Source organism: Denitrovibrio acetiphilus DSM 12809, from assembly GCF_000025725.1.
Taxonomy (GTDB): Bacteria; Chrysiogenota; Deferribacteres; order Deferribacterales; family Geovibrionaceae; genus Denitrovibrio; species Denitrovibrio acetiphilus.
The window spans coordinates 1,001,289-1,018,572 of the sequence record NC_013943.1; the positions used below are offsets into that span (position 1 = coordinate 1,001,289).

The 17,284-nt window shown below is 41.8% G+C and carries 12 protein-coding genes; 10 read left to right on the forward strand and 2 right to left on the reverse strand.

The features are described from left to right. The first annotated feature begins 6 nt into the window (after positions 1-6). Positions 7-1,716 (forward strand): ABC transporter ATP-binding protein, encoded by a 1,710-nt coding sequence (locus DACET_RS04810; RefSeq protein ID WP_013010266.1) that lies wholly within the window; start codon positions 7-9, stop codon positions 1,714-1,716. 96 nt (positions 1,717-1,812) lie between these two features. Here the strand turns inward: DACET_RS04810 and DACET_RS04815 are convergent, their stop codons facing one another. Next, positions 1,813-3,843, reverse strand: coding sequence for a TonB-dependent receptor (locus DACET_RS04815; protein WP_013010267.1), 2,031 nt, complete (start codon positions 3,841-3,843; stop codon positions 1,813-1,815). 83 nt (positions 3,844-3,926) lie between these two features. Further along, on the reverse strand, positions 3,927-4,970 hold the full coding sequence (locus tag DACET_RS15415) for a helix-turn-helix domain-containing protein (RefSeq protein WP_013010268.1): 1,044 nt from the start codon (positions 4,968-4,970) through the stop codon (positions 3,927-3,929). A gap of 747 nt (positions 4,971-5,717) precedes the next feature. Between DACET_RS15415 and DACET_RS04825 the strand changes: the two genes are divergently transcribed. Genes DACET_RS04825 through DACET_RS04865 form a run of 9 tightly spaced genes read left to right on the forward strand, consistent with a single transcriptional unit; the run spans position 5,718 to position 17,284 of the window. Further along, entirely contained in the window at positions 5,718-8,936 is a 3,219-nt protein-coding gene (locus tag DACET_RS04825; RefSeq protein ID WP_013010269.1) for a hypothetical protein, read from the forward strand. 9 nt (positions 8,937-8,945) lie between these two features. Beyond that, complete coding sequence (locus DACET_RS04830; RefSeq protein WP_013010270.1) at positions 8,946-11,483, forward strand: TonB-dependent receptor plug domain-containing protein; 2,538 nt, start codon at positions 8,946-8,948, stop codon at positions 11,481-11,483. Further along, positions 11,473-12,366, forward strand: a complete 894-nt coding sequence (locus DACET_RS04835) for an ABC transporter ATP-binding protein (RefSeq protein ID WP_013010271.1) — start codon at positions 11,473-11,475, stop codon at positions 12,364-12,366. Before DACET_RS04830 ends, DACET_RS04835 begins: the two co-directional genes overlap by 11 nt. Before the next feature lie 7 nt (positions 12,367-12,373). Then, positions 12,374-13,039: a hypothetical protein gene (locus tag DACET_RS04840; RefSeq protein ID WP_013010272.1), complete on the forward strand. Its 666-nt coding sequence runs from the start codon at positions 12,374-12,376 to the stop codon at positions 13,037-13,039. Beyond that, positions 13,039-14,289 (forward strand): DUF4857 domain-containing protein, encoded by a 1,251-nt coding sequence (locus tag DACET_RS04845; RefSeq protein WP_013010273.1) that lies wholly within the window; start codon positions 13,039-13,041, stop codon positions 14,287-14,289. The genes DACET_RS04840 and DACET_RS04845 overlap by 1 nt, the downstream gene beginning before the upstream one ends. Continuing rightward, positions 14,286-15,032: a DUF3450 domain-containing protein gene (locus DACET_RS04850; protein WP_013010274.1), complete on the forward strand. Its 747-nt coding sequence runs from the start codon at positions 14,286-14,288 to the stop codon at positions 15,030-15,032. Before DACET_RS04845 ends, DACET_RS04850 begins: the two co-directional genes overlap by 4 nt. Further along, positions 15,029-16,372 (forward strand): MotA/TolQ/ExbB proton channel family protein, encoded by a 1,344-nt coding sequence (locus DACET_RS15420; RefSeq protein WP_013010275.1) that lies wholly within the window; start codon positions 15,029-15,031, stop codon positions 16,370-16,372. The genes DACET_RS04850 and DACET_RS15420 overlap by 4 nt, the downstream gene beginning before the upstream one ends. Further along, the gene (locus tag DACET_RS15425) at positions 16,362-16,880 is read left to right on the forward strand and encodes a MotA/TolQ/ExbB proton channel family protein (protein WP_052293506.1); all 519 of its coding nucleotides are present in this window, start codon (positions 16,362-16,364) and stop codon (positions 16,878-16,880) included. The genes DACET_RS15420 and DACET_RS15425 overlap by 11 nt, the downstream gene beginning before the upstream one ends. Next, a complete protein-coding gene (locus DACET_RS04865) occupies positions 16,877-17,284 on the forward strand; it encodes an ExbD/TolR family protein (protein WP_013010277.1) in 408 nt (135 codons plus the stop codon). Before DACET_RS15425 ends, DACET_RS04865 begins: the two co-directional genes overlap by 4 nt.

The window sequence follows — 17,284 nt, forward strand, 5'->3', positions numbered from 1 at the left end:
GCTGTAATGAGTAAGAATCCATTTAGGAAAAATAAGCATTTTTACGTTGGCGTTGTATTGAATATTCTGGAAGGCATACTGTCGGGATTTAATTTCTATTTCCTTTTTTCTGCTATGCAGATGCTTTGGGAGGGAGATGTCACTCTGGATAAAATCATGAGTCTGGTTTTGCTGCTGCTGTTTATATATGTTGTCAGGTTAATTGTTTACAGTACCGGATATACAATGTTTCATATTGGCGGGGCATTTGTCAGCAGACATGTTCGTCTGTTTCTGGGCGAGAAAATAAAGAAAATACCTCTTTCATGTTTTACTCAGAAGCAGACAGGGGACTACATAAACGCTGTTACGAGTGATGTAAGTAACTATGAGAAAATTCTTACTCATAAAATCGGTGACATTATAAAAAACATTTCTCTTTCACTGATGTTGGTTGGTTATGTTGGTGTCGTGTTGTGGGCTCCTGCGGGGGCAATTTTATTTCTTATGGAGCTTATGCTGCTTCCTGCTTTATGGATGTCGTTTCGTATGGTCAGAAAATACGGCGTATTTAAGAATGAAATCTGTGTCAGGAGTGTCAGCGGTATTGTTGAATACATTTCGGGGATCCAGACTTTCAGAGCCTATGGTATAGGCGGTATTAAAAATAAAGATGTGATTTCGGCGATGAAGGATTTCAGTGACATCGGGTATATTTATGAGTCGAAGATAATTCCGATAGGTTCATTTTTCGGTGCGTTTATATGGGGGAGTGTTTCTCTTGTTATCTGTGCCGGAGCTGTTCCTCTTAAGGGGGGCGCTATAGATCCTGTTACTTACCTGATGATTATTATGCTTGCTGTTTTTCTGTCGAAATTGTGTGTAACGCTTTTCGTTGATCTGACATCTTATAAGCATCTGGCTGTATCAAAGGGGAAGATTATATCTGTTGTTAATGAAAAGGAAGAAAAAGGTATCGTTAAACCTTTTCAAACAGCCACTCATGAAGTTGTATTTGATAATGTCTGTTTCTCATATGTTGTGGGCGAACCTGTGCTGGAGGGAATTAGCTTCTGTGCTCCTGATAAAAGTCTGACTGCAGTAGTCGGTGATTCCGGCTGTGGTAAATCCACCATTATGAATCTTATTTCTAAATACTATGAAGTTGAAAGCGGAAGCATTTCTTTCGGAGGTAAAAAGATTAACAACATTGCTGCTGAAAGAGTTTTGGAAAACATATCTATGGTGGATCAGGATGTTTTTTTATTTAATGATACTATTCGCAACAATATAAGATATGCACGTCCTGATGCTTCCGATAAAGAGATAGAAAATGTTTGCAGGGAAGCTGGGTGTGAAGGGTTTATTTTAAATATGAAAAACGGTTATGATACTATGATCGGCGAAAATGGGAATCTTCTTTCAGGGGGGGAGCGTCAGCGTCTGTCTATTGCACGGGCGATATTGAAAAACAGCCCGATACTGATTCTGGACGAAGCTACCGCAAGTCTCGATATCGAAAACGAACTTGCTGTGAAACAAGCTGTTTTGAACCTGCTGAAACAGAAGAAAACGGTTATTATGATAGCTCATACCCTTGCTATAGTTAAAAATGCTGATGAAATTCTTGTTGTTGCTGACGGAAAAATAGCAGAACACGGCAAACACGCGGAGCTTATAGAAAAGAATGGCAAGTATGCTGCTATGTGGGACGCAGAACAACAGCTTTCTGCATAAGGTTTAATATAAAATAAACAAAAGAGAACCCCGGGGGATCCCGGGGATTCTATCTTTTAACTGTATCCGTTGGAGAGTTCCTAGTTTAATTGATTATCAGAACCTTAAATTTACGTTGGCTCCAACAGTCAGAGGGTTTCCGCTTCTGCCATACCAATTTCCGCTCATCTCAAATGCTCGTGTGGCGTATGCCTGATCAAGAAGGTTGTCGACCCAGACATATACATCAAATCTTTCTGTTTCGTATCCGACTTTTGCGTTTATGATTTCATATGAAGTTTGTTCTTTCGAGTTCGCAGCATTATAATAAATTTTTCCTGTACCGTTGATTTCAGCATTTACAAACCAATGATCCATAAAACGCAAAACTCCCCCGAGAGAATATGTAGTATCCGGTGAGTTGGTAATTTTTTTACCTGAATAGTCCACACCGTTCAGGGTATAATCGTCAAATTCAGCATCCACATAGCCGAAGCTTCCGTATAGATTCAGCCACGCAGCAGGGAGGAATCTTGCTTCCAGCTCCAGACCTTTACTGGTTGCTTCCGCTGCATTGTCAATTATGTAGTCAGGATATGACGGTTGTTCCACCTGCATATCTGACCAGTCTATATAAAATGCCGCAGCGTTAACTACAAGTTTTCCGCCGGCAAGTTTGTTTTTAATGCCTACCTCATAGTTCCACGTATATTCTGAGTCGTATGATTTTCCAGGTTCTGAGCTGATGTTGAAGCCGCCGCTTTTAAAACCTTTGGCAATACTTATGTAAGATTGTGAATTGTCGTTTATGTTATACATCAGAGCAGCTTTAGGGAGGAGAGCTGTAAAGTCTTCTTCCGCAGAGCCTTTTACAGGGGTGTAACCCACCATTGCGCCTCCGGACCACTCATAGTCGAACTCCTGATGTTCATTTTCATACCGAAGCCCGGCGGTTAATACAAACTTGCCTATTTTGTAGTCCATTTGACCAAATAAAGCAGCACTGCTTTTCTCTGTTTTTCCGTATTGGCTGGATACCACATTGTAAGTGAACATTGACATATCTATATTTTGTTTCTCTTCACTACTGTATAAATATGCACCTGTTCTCCATTTGAGCGGAGAGTTATCTTCTGAATTCAGTCTGAACTCCTGACTGAATATTTTAGAGTCTTTGCTCGTTTCCAGTTTCATCAGTTTATACTGGGTGAAATCCAGATCATTGTCATTGGAAGTATCTGCCCTTACGGCTGAGGTTATAGATGTGAATCTGACTTTCCCCATACCATAGTCGATTTTCAGAGATGAATTATATGTGTTGTTGCTCATGTCTCCAGGGTCGTCCACATTTACTTTCATGTCTCCGTCCATAACACTGTCGTATAATGCAAATTCTGCATAGTTCGCATCATATTCCTGATAACCGGATTTGAAATCTATAGTAAGGTCTGACGTTGGTTTGTATTTCAAAGAGAGCTTGCCATCGAAAGATTTGCTTTTATCTACGTCGTCACTTCTGTCTGCATCATTTTCAAAATAGCCGTCAGATGACGAGTATTTGCCAGTTAACCTTAGAAAAAGTTTATCGCGAATAATTGCTCCGTTACCTGCGACAAACAAGCTCTTTGTGTTAAAACTGCCGTAGGATGTGTTGATGTCAGCACTCCATGTGTTTTTTGGTTCTTTGGTGATGATATTGATTACGCCTGCTTCTGTGTTACGCCCGTAGAGAGTCCCCTGAGGACCTCTCAAAACCTCGATCCTCTCTACATCTGAGAAGTTTATGTCGTAAAGCGGCTGGTAAACGTCATCAATATAAAAGCCGAAGACTGAACCTCCGGTCATAAAAGATGTTATCCCTCTTATTGAAGCAATCTGGTCACTGCTTCCTGTTTGTCCCATCTTTGTGAAATGCATATTGGGGATTCTTTCAAAGATGTCTTCTGTGTTATTAATAGACCTGTCGCTGATATCGACAGACGTGAGAACAGAGACAGAATCCGGTATCTTCTGCATATCTTCTTTTGTTTTATTCGCAGTAACTGTAACAGTATCCAGAGAAATTAAGTTATCAGGTTTAACAGTATCTTCAGCAAAACCGACAACAGCTGTCACCAGTGTAAAAAGCATTATTAACAGCTTTTTCATTAGTAACCTCCTTATTATTATGTCTGCTGAGGTTATGCCGGTTGACGGTTATAAAACTACCTGTAAGCGGATAAGAAGTGCTGTTATACGGATGATATTTGACTATAGGTCTTTTTCTGCCTGACAGAGCCTAGAAATTTTCCCGGAGTGACTCCGTAATATTTTCTGAATACTGAAATAAAGTGGCTGACATTCGTGTAGCCAATATCCCAGGCAACATCACTGACACTTTTTGTTCCTGTTTCGAGCATTGCTTTTGCGTTTTCTATGCGCTTTTCAAGTACATACCCGTATACTGTTTTACCGAATAATTCTTTAAATCCGGTTTTGAGTTTAAATTCATTGATTCCGGCTTTTTTGGCTATCTGTCTATGAGAGAGAGGCTGATGGAGGTTTTCCTCTATTATGTTTTTTATGTAATGAAATTTCTGGATATCTTCAGGTTGTATAGAGCATTTAGTGCATTCGGGGGACGTCAGGAAAAGTCCCATTAATATGTTAAAAAGAAGTTCCTGAGCCTTATTTGCCAGAATCAGATTTCTAAACGGGTGCTCTTTGCTGCACTGAGAGATGTTTTTAGCTGTTGCCATAACAGCCTGAGGCATTTTTGCAGTTATAAATCTGTGTGTATGCTTGTTTTTATAAAGACAGCTGTGGTATTTGATGCTGCAGTTCCCCAGAGTATTTCTGAGCATTATCTGAAGAAGGTGTGGGTCTATGAAAAGCTGTATGAATTCTACAGGTGTACCTGCTGATTTGTGACAAAATCCTTGACCGCTGGCTGTTGCTCCAAAGATAATATTGCCCTTTCTTATTTTTTCAGACCCGTTCATTTCTGTATTTTTGTAAAAATACTCAACATCTCCCTGAAGCCAGCATTCAAATGAAAAAGGTGCTTTTTCAATATCGAAATGCATATAAAATTCTTTATCTGCGGGTATTTTGATAATATTAAGAAGCATGCCGGGCTGTACTCTGATAGTTTCTACATGTTGCGTCATTTCATTTAAAGAAATGCATGGGTCGTATATGTTTTCCGTCGATCTATGTTCGTGAATCCTGTTTTTTTCAAACAAGTTATATTCTTGTGAGGTCGTAACGCTTATGAACTTTGATTTATTTTCCATGAAGCACCCTCCGTGCTCTTTACCATTAGTAATGCAGAATAGCAGTTATTGATAATGATAGTCAATATTAATTATATAGCGTATAATGACAGTGATTTAAGGGAGTAATTTATTGGCCAACGTCTTAAGATAGTTTAATAAAGGGAGGTCGTGAGCTCCAGCTCGGGCTGTTTCTATTTTATAAATAATCTTTAAGTTTTGGCTGTCAGTTCCGGAGCTTTTTGTCTTTTGTTAATATTTCTTAATATTAGCCGTTGCTGACATGTTTGTCTTATGTGAATGTAGATACACAAATTTGAGGTAGTGGAAAATTATAGCTATAGAATATTTTTTCTTATTACTTCATGCTTTTAGTGTTGTGTGGTAGATAATGTTGATATTTTATTTCAGTTAAACTGTCGTAGTGTGAATTTTGTTTATATGGCAGAATCTGTCTAATATGCTCGTCTTTAAATTAAATCTATAGTGTAAGTTTATCAGTAGTTAAATCATTTTTGTGTAACGTTAATGTAAGTCATTAAATGATATTGATTATCAGTATATCTGTATGGGTTAATTTGTTTGTGTTTAAAGATAAAATGTTAGATAAAATGTGGATATTTGGTTGTTTTATACACGTTTTTACTTGACTGTGTGAGTTTAATGGTATATTGACTTTTTGTATCAGAGAGTGCTTCAAGCGCCGAATATTTTCAGAGGATCTCCGAATCCCTATAAGAATATACTTATCACTTAAAGGAGATACCTATGAAGAAACTTTTGTTATTCATGATTCCTGTAATTATGATAATAACAGCCTGTGGCGGCGGAGGCGGAAGCAGTTCCGGCGGCGATACAGGCGGAGATACGGGCGGCGATACAGAGCCTACCACTAAGACCATTGGCGGTCTTGTTTCCGACCCGGCAATATCAGGGGCTGTAGTTGAGCTTCGGTTGAAATCAGACGATTCTGTCGCTGTTATATGTGGTACTACAGGTTCGCTTCCTTGTAAGACATTTACAGACGAAGATGGCTTGTTTGACATGATTTTACCGATAGGCGCTGACCTGACAGCTTATTACATAAAATCCTTTGGCGGTTTTGATACTGTAACAAACATCAACATGGAGTCCTTCTCTTTCGAGTCCCCGATAGAAGCTTTCTCTGAAAACACAGATAATATTGTAGTTTCGCCGGTGACAACCATCATGCGTGCAAGTTCAGATACTACTGTCGCAGGGATGAAAGCTCACGCCAGAAGTGTTCTTGGTCTTTCTGATACAGCGGATCCTGCCGCCGACCCTGCAACTGACGGCGAACTCTTTAAAAAATCTTACATGCTTATTACGCTCGCCTCAACATATCGGGACATGTTGAGTGCCTCCGGTTCTTCAACAGCAGGAGAGCCGTTTTCTGTAATATCTGCTGTGACGCTTAGCGGTGCATTATTTACTGCCGATTCAGAGCTTGATGATACTTCTCTTACAGAAATTTATAAGAGTTTTGCCGGCAACGATGGTTATGACGATGATATTGATGAGCTGAAATCTACAGCTGTATCTATAGAAGACGTTGACAGTACAGGAGATGTTGTTGCCGCTCTGATTGACAAAGAGATCAACAGGCTTTTCAAAGTCGCTGTTATGACTCTTGCGGATGATACTCCTGTAACGGTCACTGATACTTTCATTACTAATATTGAAGCATATGTTGACGCTGTGCAGTCTTTGTCCGAGGGGCTTGCGGCCGATAGGTTTATGATTAACCAGATAGCTAGATATACCATGCTCAGTGATTACGGTCTTACATCCTATGCTGATTTTACTGCCGACACTTTCAGTGCGAGTCTTTCTGCTATGATCGCAGATGATGCTTTTGGCACAGCAGTGACAGCGGTTTTAGAATCCGGTCCTACTTATATAGTCAGTGTTCCTCTCAGTGACAGTGACCTCCCCGGTGACGACAACGCAAAGAGAGCTGCTTATTATTACAATTCAAACCTTGATGTAGGTTATAAAGCGAGGAAGCTTGCAAGTGATATCAAAGACGATGATCTGAATGATGACATAAATCTTGTCGCAGTCAGAAACTATGCACAAGCAGGGCTTAATGCTAAGGCAAAAAGTATTGCTGATTCGCTGATAGTCAAAACACTTAATCAGTCAAATGCTTATCGCAATATTGCAAAGAATAATACTACGCTTGGTGGTGATCTCGCTGAATCCGTAACTTATTTACAGAAAGCGGAATCACTTATAAGAGGTCTCCATGATACTGCGACTGCAGAGCCTTTTACAACCAGCGAAGCTAAAGAACTTGCTGACATAATGGAAGAATATATGAGCGCAGGCGATTTGGAAAAAGCTGCTTCTCTGGAATCCTATATGGACACTGTACTCGCCGACTTGGATGAAAGCGAGAAAGGTAGTGCATACAGTGCTGTGGTTAGTGCTTTCAATTCGGTTGTTAAAGATGATGTGGAAAATGGCGAGCTGGATAATGTTGAAGCTATGACTGATAAGATTGTTAAATATGTTGATAATCTTTCTCTTGGAACCAAGGAAGGCAAGATTTATGCAACGCAACTTGTGTTTCTGCAAAATGCATTAATATTTTACAATGCCGTAGGTGCTTCGCAGAAAGTTGTAGATACTTACCATAATATTATTAAAGATATGATCACTTTCGACTCCTCTTCGGGTAAAACTAACTGGGAATTTTATGCTTCAAAAATGACAGGACCTCTCTATAGAGCAGGGGACAGTTCTGCTGCAATGGATCTTTTGGGGTCAATTACAAAATCTAACTATGCCGCAAATGCGGCGGAGTCTATAATTGTTGGCGTATATAAAGATGACTTTGACGAAGCTGTTTCGATTTATGAAGCAGGTGTGCCTATGGATACGGACTTCGACAACATAGCAGACTACATAAACTCATGGACTTATTTAGCTTCTAACCGTAGCAGTCAGGGGATAGCTATGTATGCCCTGAATGACGGTCTGAATGACCTTGCAGAGAAAGCTGTAGACTACACTGAGAGTAAAATGGATGCGGCGGTTCAGTATTTCAAAGATAATAATTCTGATTTTGCAGAATATCTTGTGAAAATGGTGACCTCACAAAATAGATTTTATGAAACAGGATATGTGAAGAATGCATATCTTTATAATGAACTGGGGCTGAAGACAAAAGCTCTTGCCTCAATACAAAAAGCTATAGACTATGCAGATTTGTGTGTTGATTCGGTAAATAAGGCAACGGCGTACAGTACAATAGCATACTACGCTATGCTTATTGACCCAGCCTATGATGCTTCTCCTCTGTTTGCAAAGGCAAGGACTGTTTTCGATAATGCTTCAGGTGATACGGCATTTTCTAATGATAATCTGTTTAATATAAAATTTGGTATTGCTGATGATTATATTTTACAAGGGGATACAGCTACTGCTCTTCTGACTATGGAAGAGGCAGTTAACTATGCTGAGCTTACTCATCAGCCAGGTGTTGGCACAGAAGAAGATAAAGCTGTAGTCAATGAGTCTGAGAACTTCAGAAAACTTGCGGAATGGTACTACACCATGCAGGACATGGGGAAAGCTAAGCTGATGCTCGAAAAGTCTGCGGCTGTGGCGCCTCAGCATTCAAAAGCGAGCTCGGTAAGTGGTCAGTACAAACAAATTCTGCAAAAGTATGCTCAGTTTGGTCTGTATGATCTCGGTTATGAAAAAGCCAAAGTAATGTTCCCTGTACGTGGTGACTTCATCAAAGGGATGGAGGATTTTATAGGGGCAATGCTTAATGTTGATGATTTCGATAAGATAGATGTTGCTTCCAGAGACCTTGACAAAGACGGCAAGCCTGACTTCTTTCACCTGTCTGCTACAGCGGAAGAGATAGCTGCATCCGGTCTTGTTCTCGATGATGACACTGACGGTGACGGCGTGGCTGATGTACTTGATGCTACACCGTTTTATGCTGATTAGGTAATATCTATGTTTAATACATTTGTTAATATGAGGGTGGCCGCTTATGCGGTCATCCTTTTCATTATGGTGACATTTCCTGTATGCGCAGAAGAAAAACAGGATACCGGGCTTTCCTCTGCTGAGCTTGAAAACATGCTTGTGATAGATGAAGTGGAAGTCAAAGGTGAGCTGACCGAAGAGTCTATAGAAGGCAAAACTGTTATTAATGAAGAAACTATAAAAATGCTTCCCAGAGGTAACGGCGACATAACAGAAGCTCTGCGTATTGCTCCCGGAGTGCAGTTTGATGATGATTACAGAGATTCTTTGACTGCCGGCGAGATCGAGCCCGGGCGGATTTCCATATCCGGTGGGAAGGATTACCAGAACCTTTTTATGCTCGACGGTATGAGCAATTCAAGTATTCTGAACCCCGCAGAAGAAAGTATTTACGATACTGATAATGTCTCCGGAAACCCTCAGAAGTTTTTCATAGATTCCTCAATAGTTAAAAAGGTTACAGTTTTCGACAGTAACGTTCCGGTGAAGTACGGCGGTTTTCTCGGCGGTGTTGTGGATGTGGAAACCATAGACCCTACTCAGAATGTATGGGGGAATATTTCTTACCGCACAACAAGATCTGAGTGGGCTAACTTTTATGTAGATGAAATTAAGCAAGACGATTTTGAAAACTCTAATGACTCGCAAAAGGGGCAGCCGAAGTTTGAAAAGCATCATTTCAATGCAACTCTTAATACCCCTGTAACAGATAAGCTGGCTGTGGTTTTTAATTATAAAAAGCTCGAATCAACTATACCTGTCAGGTTTTATAATAAGTGGCAGGATGAAGAGCGCCTTAACGAAACATTTCTGGTGAAAGGTCTGCTGAATATCAGCAGTTCCAGCTATCTGGATGCCACTGTCAGTTATGCTCCTTATAAGCAGAAAATATATTTCCCGAATGTCAAAAACAGCGGGTTTGATGTACATGGAGGCGGCTACTACGCTGCTGTGAATTATACAAAAGAGAGCGGTGACTCAAAGCTGGAAATACATGCAGATTATTCTGTGTCTGAAAACAGCAGAGACGCTTCAAATGTTTTCTATCACTGGGCAACGACATCGTCTAAAGACTGGGGATATATGAAAGACCCTAGTTCTGTAAGTGAAGGTAGCGTTGGCGGTAGTTATGAAGGCGGTTACGGCGACCTTTATAAAAGCGAATCTGTATTCAACTTTAAGCTGGATCATGATCCTTTCCGCTTTAAGTTTGGCGGTGACCATGTTGTTTCATACGGTTTTCACTATTCAAACATCAAAGGCATAATGGACAAAAGCGAATCAAGCTATCTGTACAAAGACCCGGTAGTGGATTCTGATGTTATATGTGGAGGGCAGCAGGGTGTGGACTGCCTTGAAGGGGAACAGTATTTTTCAGAGAAAACAATAGCACCTTCTTTTAAAAATGAAGCACTTATTAATACCGTAAACTTTTATGCGCAGGACGAATATGATATATGGCGTCTGAACTTCAGGCTTGGGCTCCGCTATACTTATGATGATTATATGGAGAACCATGACATAGCACCGAGAACATCTTTTGAGTATGATATTTTCGACAGCAAGAGAACAGTTCTGCTTGCCGGATATAACAGATATTACGGTACAAATCTTCTGGATAATAAGCTTCGTGAAGAACAGCCTGATGATCTGGAATATATACGCTCAACCTACCGCAATGAAGTGCAGGACTGGATTACAGTTACCCCTGCCGTAGATACTGTTTATAAATACAGCGATCTGAACACCCCTTATTCTGATGAATATATGGTCGGTGTTGCCCAGTACCTTTTGGGCGGAACACTAAATCTTAAATATATCACAAGAGATAACAAAGACGAGTTTGCCAGCGAGATTTATAGTGTCAATGGCAAGAAATACAGAAAGCTGAACAACAATGGTGAAAGTTCATTTGAATCATTTCAGATAAAATGGGACAGATCATGGAAAAATCACTATGTAATGCTTAATGCCATGTGGCAGGAGTCTGAAACTGCGCAGGATAGTTATGATGATGAGTATGATCTGGAAGACCTTGATAAAGATATCCTTTATAACGGCAGTAAAATAAAGCTTGCCGAACTTCCGAAAGATAATTTTAACAGACCGATTACCGTTAATCTTACTTATACAGGGAAATTTTTTAAACACTTAAGTGTTTCTCCCGTTATTAAATACCGCTCATCATACAGAGATATACGGCTTGTTAACGGTTCTCAGATTATCGGGACTACCGGAGAGACGGACCCTGAGACAGGGGCTGTTGAGTATAAAACAATCGCATCTTATAAAGATGTGACATTCAATCACAGTGTTCTCGTTGACCTGCGTTTTTCCTGGGAACAACCTGTGTATAAAACTCATACAATCAAAGTTTCCTTTGATATCAATAACCTTTTCGACAGGAAGATTGTGAAGGGGTACGGTTCAACATCTGATTCTGAAATGTATGAAGAATATGAGCTCGGAAGAAGCTTCTGGGCAGGGGTTGAATATGCATTCTGATAATATCGTAGAGATCAAAAATCTTGAGCATTCATACGGCAAGAATAAAGTTCTGCATGGACTCAGTTTTAATGTACGGAAAGGTTCAATCTTCGGGCTGCTTGGTAAAAACGGTGCAGGCAAAACAACCTCTATCAACATCATGATGGGCTTTCTGCGTCCGGACAGCGGGAGCTGCCTGATACTTGGGGAAGAAGCACACAGTTTGAGCAGTGATGCCAAGCGGAAAATAGGGCTTCTGCATGAAGGGCACCTTTCATATGAGTTTCTCAGCATTGCAGAGACAGAAGAGTTTTACGAAGGGTTTTACCCTGCATGGGACAGTGATGTTTATAACGACATGATAAATAAGCTGAAACTGAAACGTACGCATAAGATAAAAAACATGTCATGTGGGCAGAGGTCTCAGGTTGCGCTTGCTGTCCTGATGGCACAGGGTGCAGAGATTCTCATATTGGATGATTTCTCTATGGGGCTTGATGCAGGGTATCGGAGGCTTTTCCTTGATATGCTCACTCATTATTCAAAACAGCTGAACAAAACTGTGATGATTACCTCGCATATAGTGCAGGATCTGGAGCGCTTTGTGGATGATGCCCTGATAATAGAAAAGGGTGTTGTGCTTAAAAAAGCTCCCATTGGCGAGCTGAAACAGGGGCTGAACAAATTTTTCTTCTGCGCCGACAGTTTGCTTTCAAACATGGATGCAATGGATTTTGTGCATGATTATTCTGTGTTAAACAGAGGTTACGAGATCGTGACAGGTCTTGATGCTGATAAAACAGCAGAGAGACTTAGTTGTCTTACATCCGGCATGACTGGGTTCGAACAGCGGGAATTATCTCTGGAAGATGCTTTTATCGCACTTACAGGGAAATATTAGGTGAAACATGTTTAAAAGAATTTTCAAAAAAGAATATAAAAAACTGCGATATGTCGTACTGGGGGCGTTCCTCCTTAATGTTGGCCTGGTGGTAAAGATGTGTCTGAACACAAGGGCGGCATTTACTCTTAATCCGTCTGTGAATGTCTGGCTGGATATCATTGAGCAGAACAGCCTCTTCTTCAGCAGTGTTTCTGACGTTTTACAGGCAAGTGCTGTTATCATAGGCTTCATGCAGTTTCTGCCGGAGGTGGAGAAAAAACGTTTCCGGATATCCTGTCATCTGCCTGTGAGCGAAGCGGGGATGATATTTGCTATGACTGCCGCAGGTATAATATTTATCTCGGCTATCGCTCTGTTTGATATGGCGTGTATAAGCGCAATGGGCAGAGTATATTTTCCCGAAGATATAAACAGTGCTGTAACACCAATCTTTTTTGCAGATTTCATGGGAGCTGTCGTTTTGTATATCTATGCTGTGGTGATAACTCTGGAACCGCATAAGCTGAGAAAAGCTATGCTGGTGGTTATCCTTTTTCCGCTTACCGGCTTGTTTGCAGGAGAAGGCTATAGGATATACGACGGTGAGCTTATCCCTTTTGTCTTTTTAATGTGTCTGATAGTCCCTATCGTTCTCAGCCCTGCGTATAGGTTCAGAAAGGGGGATTTCTAATGAAATATTTATCAAGATATATAGTGTTGATAGTCGCTTTTCTTGGGCTGACAACAGTATTGCCATCTCTGTACAGAGTTGCATTTGCTGATTATAAACCCCATAGGTCTGTGACCTTTAGCCCAGTTGTTGATGATTTCTTCTACGTTTCCGTGGAGAAAAATGTTGGTGTCACATACACGGATGCGGCGGGTAATGAATACAGCAAGATTGACTATTATCATGCCAAACCTTTTCTTTATGCCAGAAACCTTGTGCGCTGGGGGACATACCCGACACTTATCGCCGGGAAGTATATTCCGGCTGATGAGGTAAGCAAAAATCTGTACTTTTTCGGCATAAGACCGAAGAGGGTTGACATAGAGCTGAACAGGATTCCTCTTTATCCTCTTTATGAGTCTTCAGGCGAGTTTACACAGCTCGAGATACCGAACGACCTCTTCCGGATTAGCGGCAGAATGGAGTTTATCAGCGGAATGACAAGGGGGGTTGATTCCGAAAAGAGCGAACTTTTTACTTCTGCACTGACAAAAGCCGGATTTAGCTTTCCTGCTCAGGGAATTTTCGGCAACACAAACTTTAAGAAACCATATGATTTCGGCTATTTTGCTGAAGACGCAAAAGGCGATATCTTTCATATAAAACAGCTTCACGGCAAGCCGTTTGTGAGGAATACAAATAAACCGGCTGGGGCTGATTTTGAATATATTTCTGTTTCAGAGGACTATGCAAACCCTTCTTATGGAGTGTTTGTAACTGAGTCAGGTGACGTCTACAGGCTGGAAAAGAACGGATACGAGTATAAGCGTTTTGATGTGGGACAGATAGATGTCCGTGAGCAGTATCTGCGTGTGTTCGGAGATCCTCTTTATACATATGTGACAGTGAGGGACAAGGACAAAACTGAAATGTATGTCTTCCACAAGGATGACACCCTTTACAAGAAGCACATAATTGAAGAAGTCAGTTCACTTTCACCTTTTTTCGAAGCCGGCTATGACGCTGTGTTCCCTTTTACTTTGCGAACTTTTGAGCCGAAAGCCTTTAAGCATCATCTGTATCTGGAGCCGTCTGAGAGGGTTGGGCTGGCTGTAATGTTTTCCGCTGTGCTGGCGATGCTGTACGCTGGAATCATGATGTTCAGGCGTAAAAGTATGAAGATGGCGGCAGCGGATTCAATATTTGTACTCATCGGCGGGCTGATACCTTTTGTACTGCTGCTTCTGATGGGGAGTGAAAGAAGAAGATGAAAAACATATTTGCAGTGATATTGCTTCTGCTTTCTGCGTCTGCATATGCGGAGACAGCAGGAGAGATACTGAATACTCAGAAAAGTATTCACAGCATAAAATCTAAGTTTTATGAAGAGAAAGAGGAGTGGGACAAAGACAAGCTGAATATGGAAGAACGCTATGGCGCTTTGACAAGGGCTGTGGAGGCACGGGAGGCATATCTTTTAAACCTGAAAAAGATAAATGAAGAGCTTGCGGGTGAGCTTGAACGGAAGAAGACAAAAATGACCTCTGCAAAAGGGGTTGAACGTCGCCTTGATATCCTTCTGGCTGACATGCTTATGAAGCTTCAGAGGCATATTGAGTCAACTTCCGGTTATACATATGACCAGCGTATGCAGAGTTTAGAGGAGATGATGCGCCTGAATGCTGATCCGGAGGTTAAACCACAGGAGAAGATAAGGCGTGTTGCCGAGCTTTTTATGGTGGAGGCGGATCTTGCCCGCTTTGCAGAAGTATACGAAGAGAAGGTAACTTTGAATGGAAAAGAGATCTCCGGGTATCTTCTGCGTCTGGGAGCTCTTGGACAGTTTTTTACAACACCGGATAAGAGAAGAGCAGCCGTTTATGACCCCGCACAGAATGGATTTACAGAGATAGATCAGAGGTATGCACAGGAGATCATGAAAGCTGCAAGGATAATAGAGAAGAAAGCTGCACCGGAGCTTGTGCACCTTCCTGTGGGGAGGCTTCAGCGATGAGAAAATTAACTTTACTGATGATAGTTTTTCTGTCTTGTTATTCCGTTTTTGCTGAGGATCTGCGCAAAGTTTATCAGGATGCGCTTAAAGAAAAAAATAGTGTTGAACATGAACTGAAGCAGAAAATAGAAAATTTGCGCACTGACAGAGTCGCTTTTGAAAAAGAGCTTAAAGCCATGGAAAAGAGATATGCGCAGATTGAAAGTGAGATAGATTCTGCAAGGAAACTGAACGAAAGCCTGAGAGAAGGAGTTGCAGAGGCTGATAAATTATCTGCTGAACTGAGCGGGGATATGCGCTCCATAGAAAATGCAGTTAATACCGCTGTGGATGATTTCCGTGCTGTCGGGGCAGCTTCAGGTATTGAGGCAGAAGAGCCGTCTGACGATGTTCTTTATGACCTTAACGTCCTTGCGGATAAATATATGCAGTTTTATAAAACTGCCGGAGCTGTAAGCAGGGGAACGAGTCAAGTTCTCACACCTGATGGAACCCAAAAAGATATGAATGTCTATAGTATTGGAAGCTTCGGGTATCTTTATGCAGAAGAAGATGCTGGCGGATATCTTCAGCGCAGTGAGAGTGGCTCCCTTGAAATAGTGCCGGGGCAGACAGCTGATGTTGTCAAAGGTGCAGAACGTTATCTGCATGGCGAATCTGAAACTGTAGGGCTGGACATAACTTCCGGTGCTGTTTATATGCAGTGGGCAAACAGGATTACGCCCGCCACGCAGATCAGAAAAGGCGGAGTTCTCGTACTGCCTATATTTATTGTCTTTGCACTGGCTGTGATACTTGCGGGTGAAAGGATATATAGACTGTATATCAGAGGGATAGGAGATTGCAGTCAGGCGGATGTCCTCGCCGGCTACCTGAGAGAAGGAAATGTCAAAGATGCTGAATCCACAGTTAAAAATATAGGCACTGTGACACCACTCGGCAGAGTCTTTAACGCTGTGATGTCATCTGCGGGGAAACCCCGTAATGTCCGCTCTGACATTCTTGAGCAGGCACTTATAAGCGAGTCTTCTGTACTGGAAAGGAATCTTTCTTTTCTGAGTGTTGCGGCGGCAGTTTCTCCAATGCTTGGTCTCATGGGGACAGTTACAGGGATGATCAGCACTTTTCACGCTATCACCGTTTACGGCTCATCTGACCCGAGAATGATGGCGGGGGGGATCTCCGAAGCTTTGACAACTACTATGCTTGGGCTTACAGCAGCTATACCTATTATGCTGGCAGTAACAATCTTTAACAGGCGTACAGAGAATCTGACTGACAGGCTTCAGGAGTGTGCCGTAAAAGTTTTTAATAATATGGAGCAGGGCGATGATGCCTGAGAATCTTTTAATGCTGGCAACAGAGAACCCTGTGCATACGATGATCTTCCTTATCACATTCTACATGTGGTACTGCATCTTCGACAGACTCATTGTTTATGCAGGTCTGTTTCGCAGGAATTCTGAGGGTGAGCGGAGTATTGCTGTTCTTACAAGGGAGCGCATCATGAGCCGGGGCTCGTCCGCCGAAGTTGAGCTGAATATCATAGGCAGAATGATTTCCAGAAACTTATCAGTAATAAAGGTAAGCACAGTGATAGCGCCTATGCTTGGTCTTCTGGGCACGGTATGGGGTATGCTCATCACTTTTAACATAATCTCCGACAACGGCACGGGTGACCCTGCCCTTATGTCGGACGGGATATCCAAAGCTCTTACGTCCACAAGGCTGGGGCTTACGGCTACGGTTTTCGGAATGCTTATGGCTGCGGTGCTGGAGCGTATGAGGCGCAAGCTGACCGCTTATGCCGGAGCGGAAAGTATCAGAAACGGCAGGTCGGTTATATGAGAAGGATATCCTCTAAAAAGAGTACAGGCGCAGATGAACTGAATATGACTCCGATGATAGACCTTATCTTTCTGCTTCTGGTATTTTTTATAGTTACCACCTCTTTTACAAAAGAGACAGGGGTAGACGTTGCCCGACCGGCAGCAAAAACGGCTGAAAAGAGTGAAGCTCTGACAGTTATGATGGCGATAGATGATACAGGAGCGGTTTTTCTTGAGAAAAAGCAGATAGATGTAAGAAGCATAAGAGGGAGGATGAGCGCTCTCTCTTCGGATAATCCGGATATTAGTGTCATGCTTGTGGCAGACAGGAAAGCTAATGTGGAAGATGTTGTTGCTGTTATGGATCAGTGCCGTCTTGCCGGAGTGGAGAAGATAAGCCTTTCCGCTGAAAAGAAGTTCTGA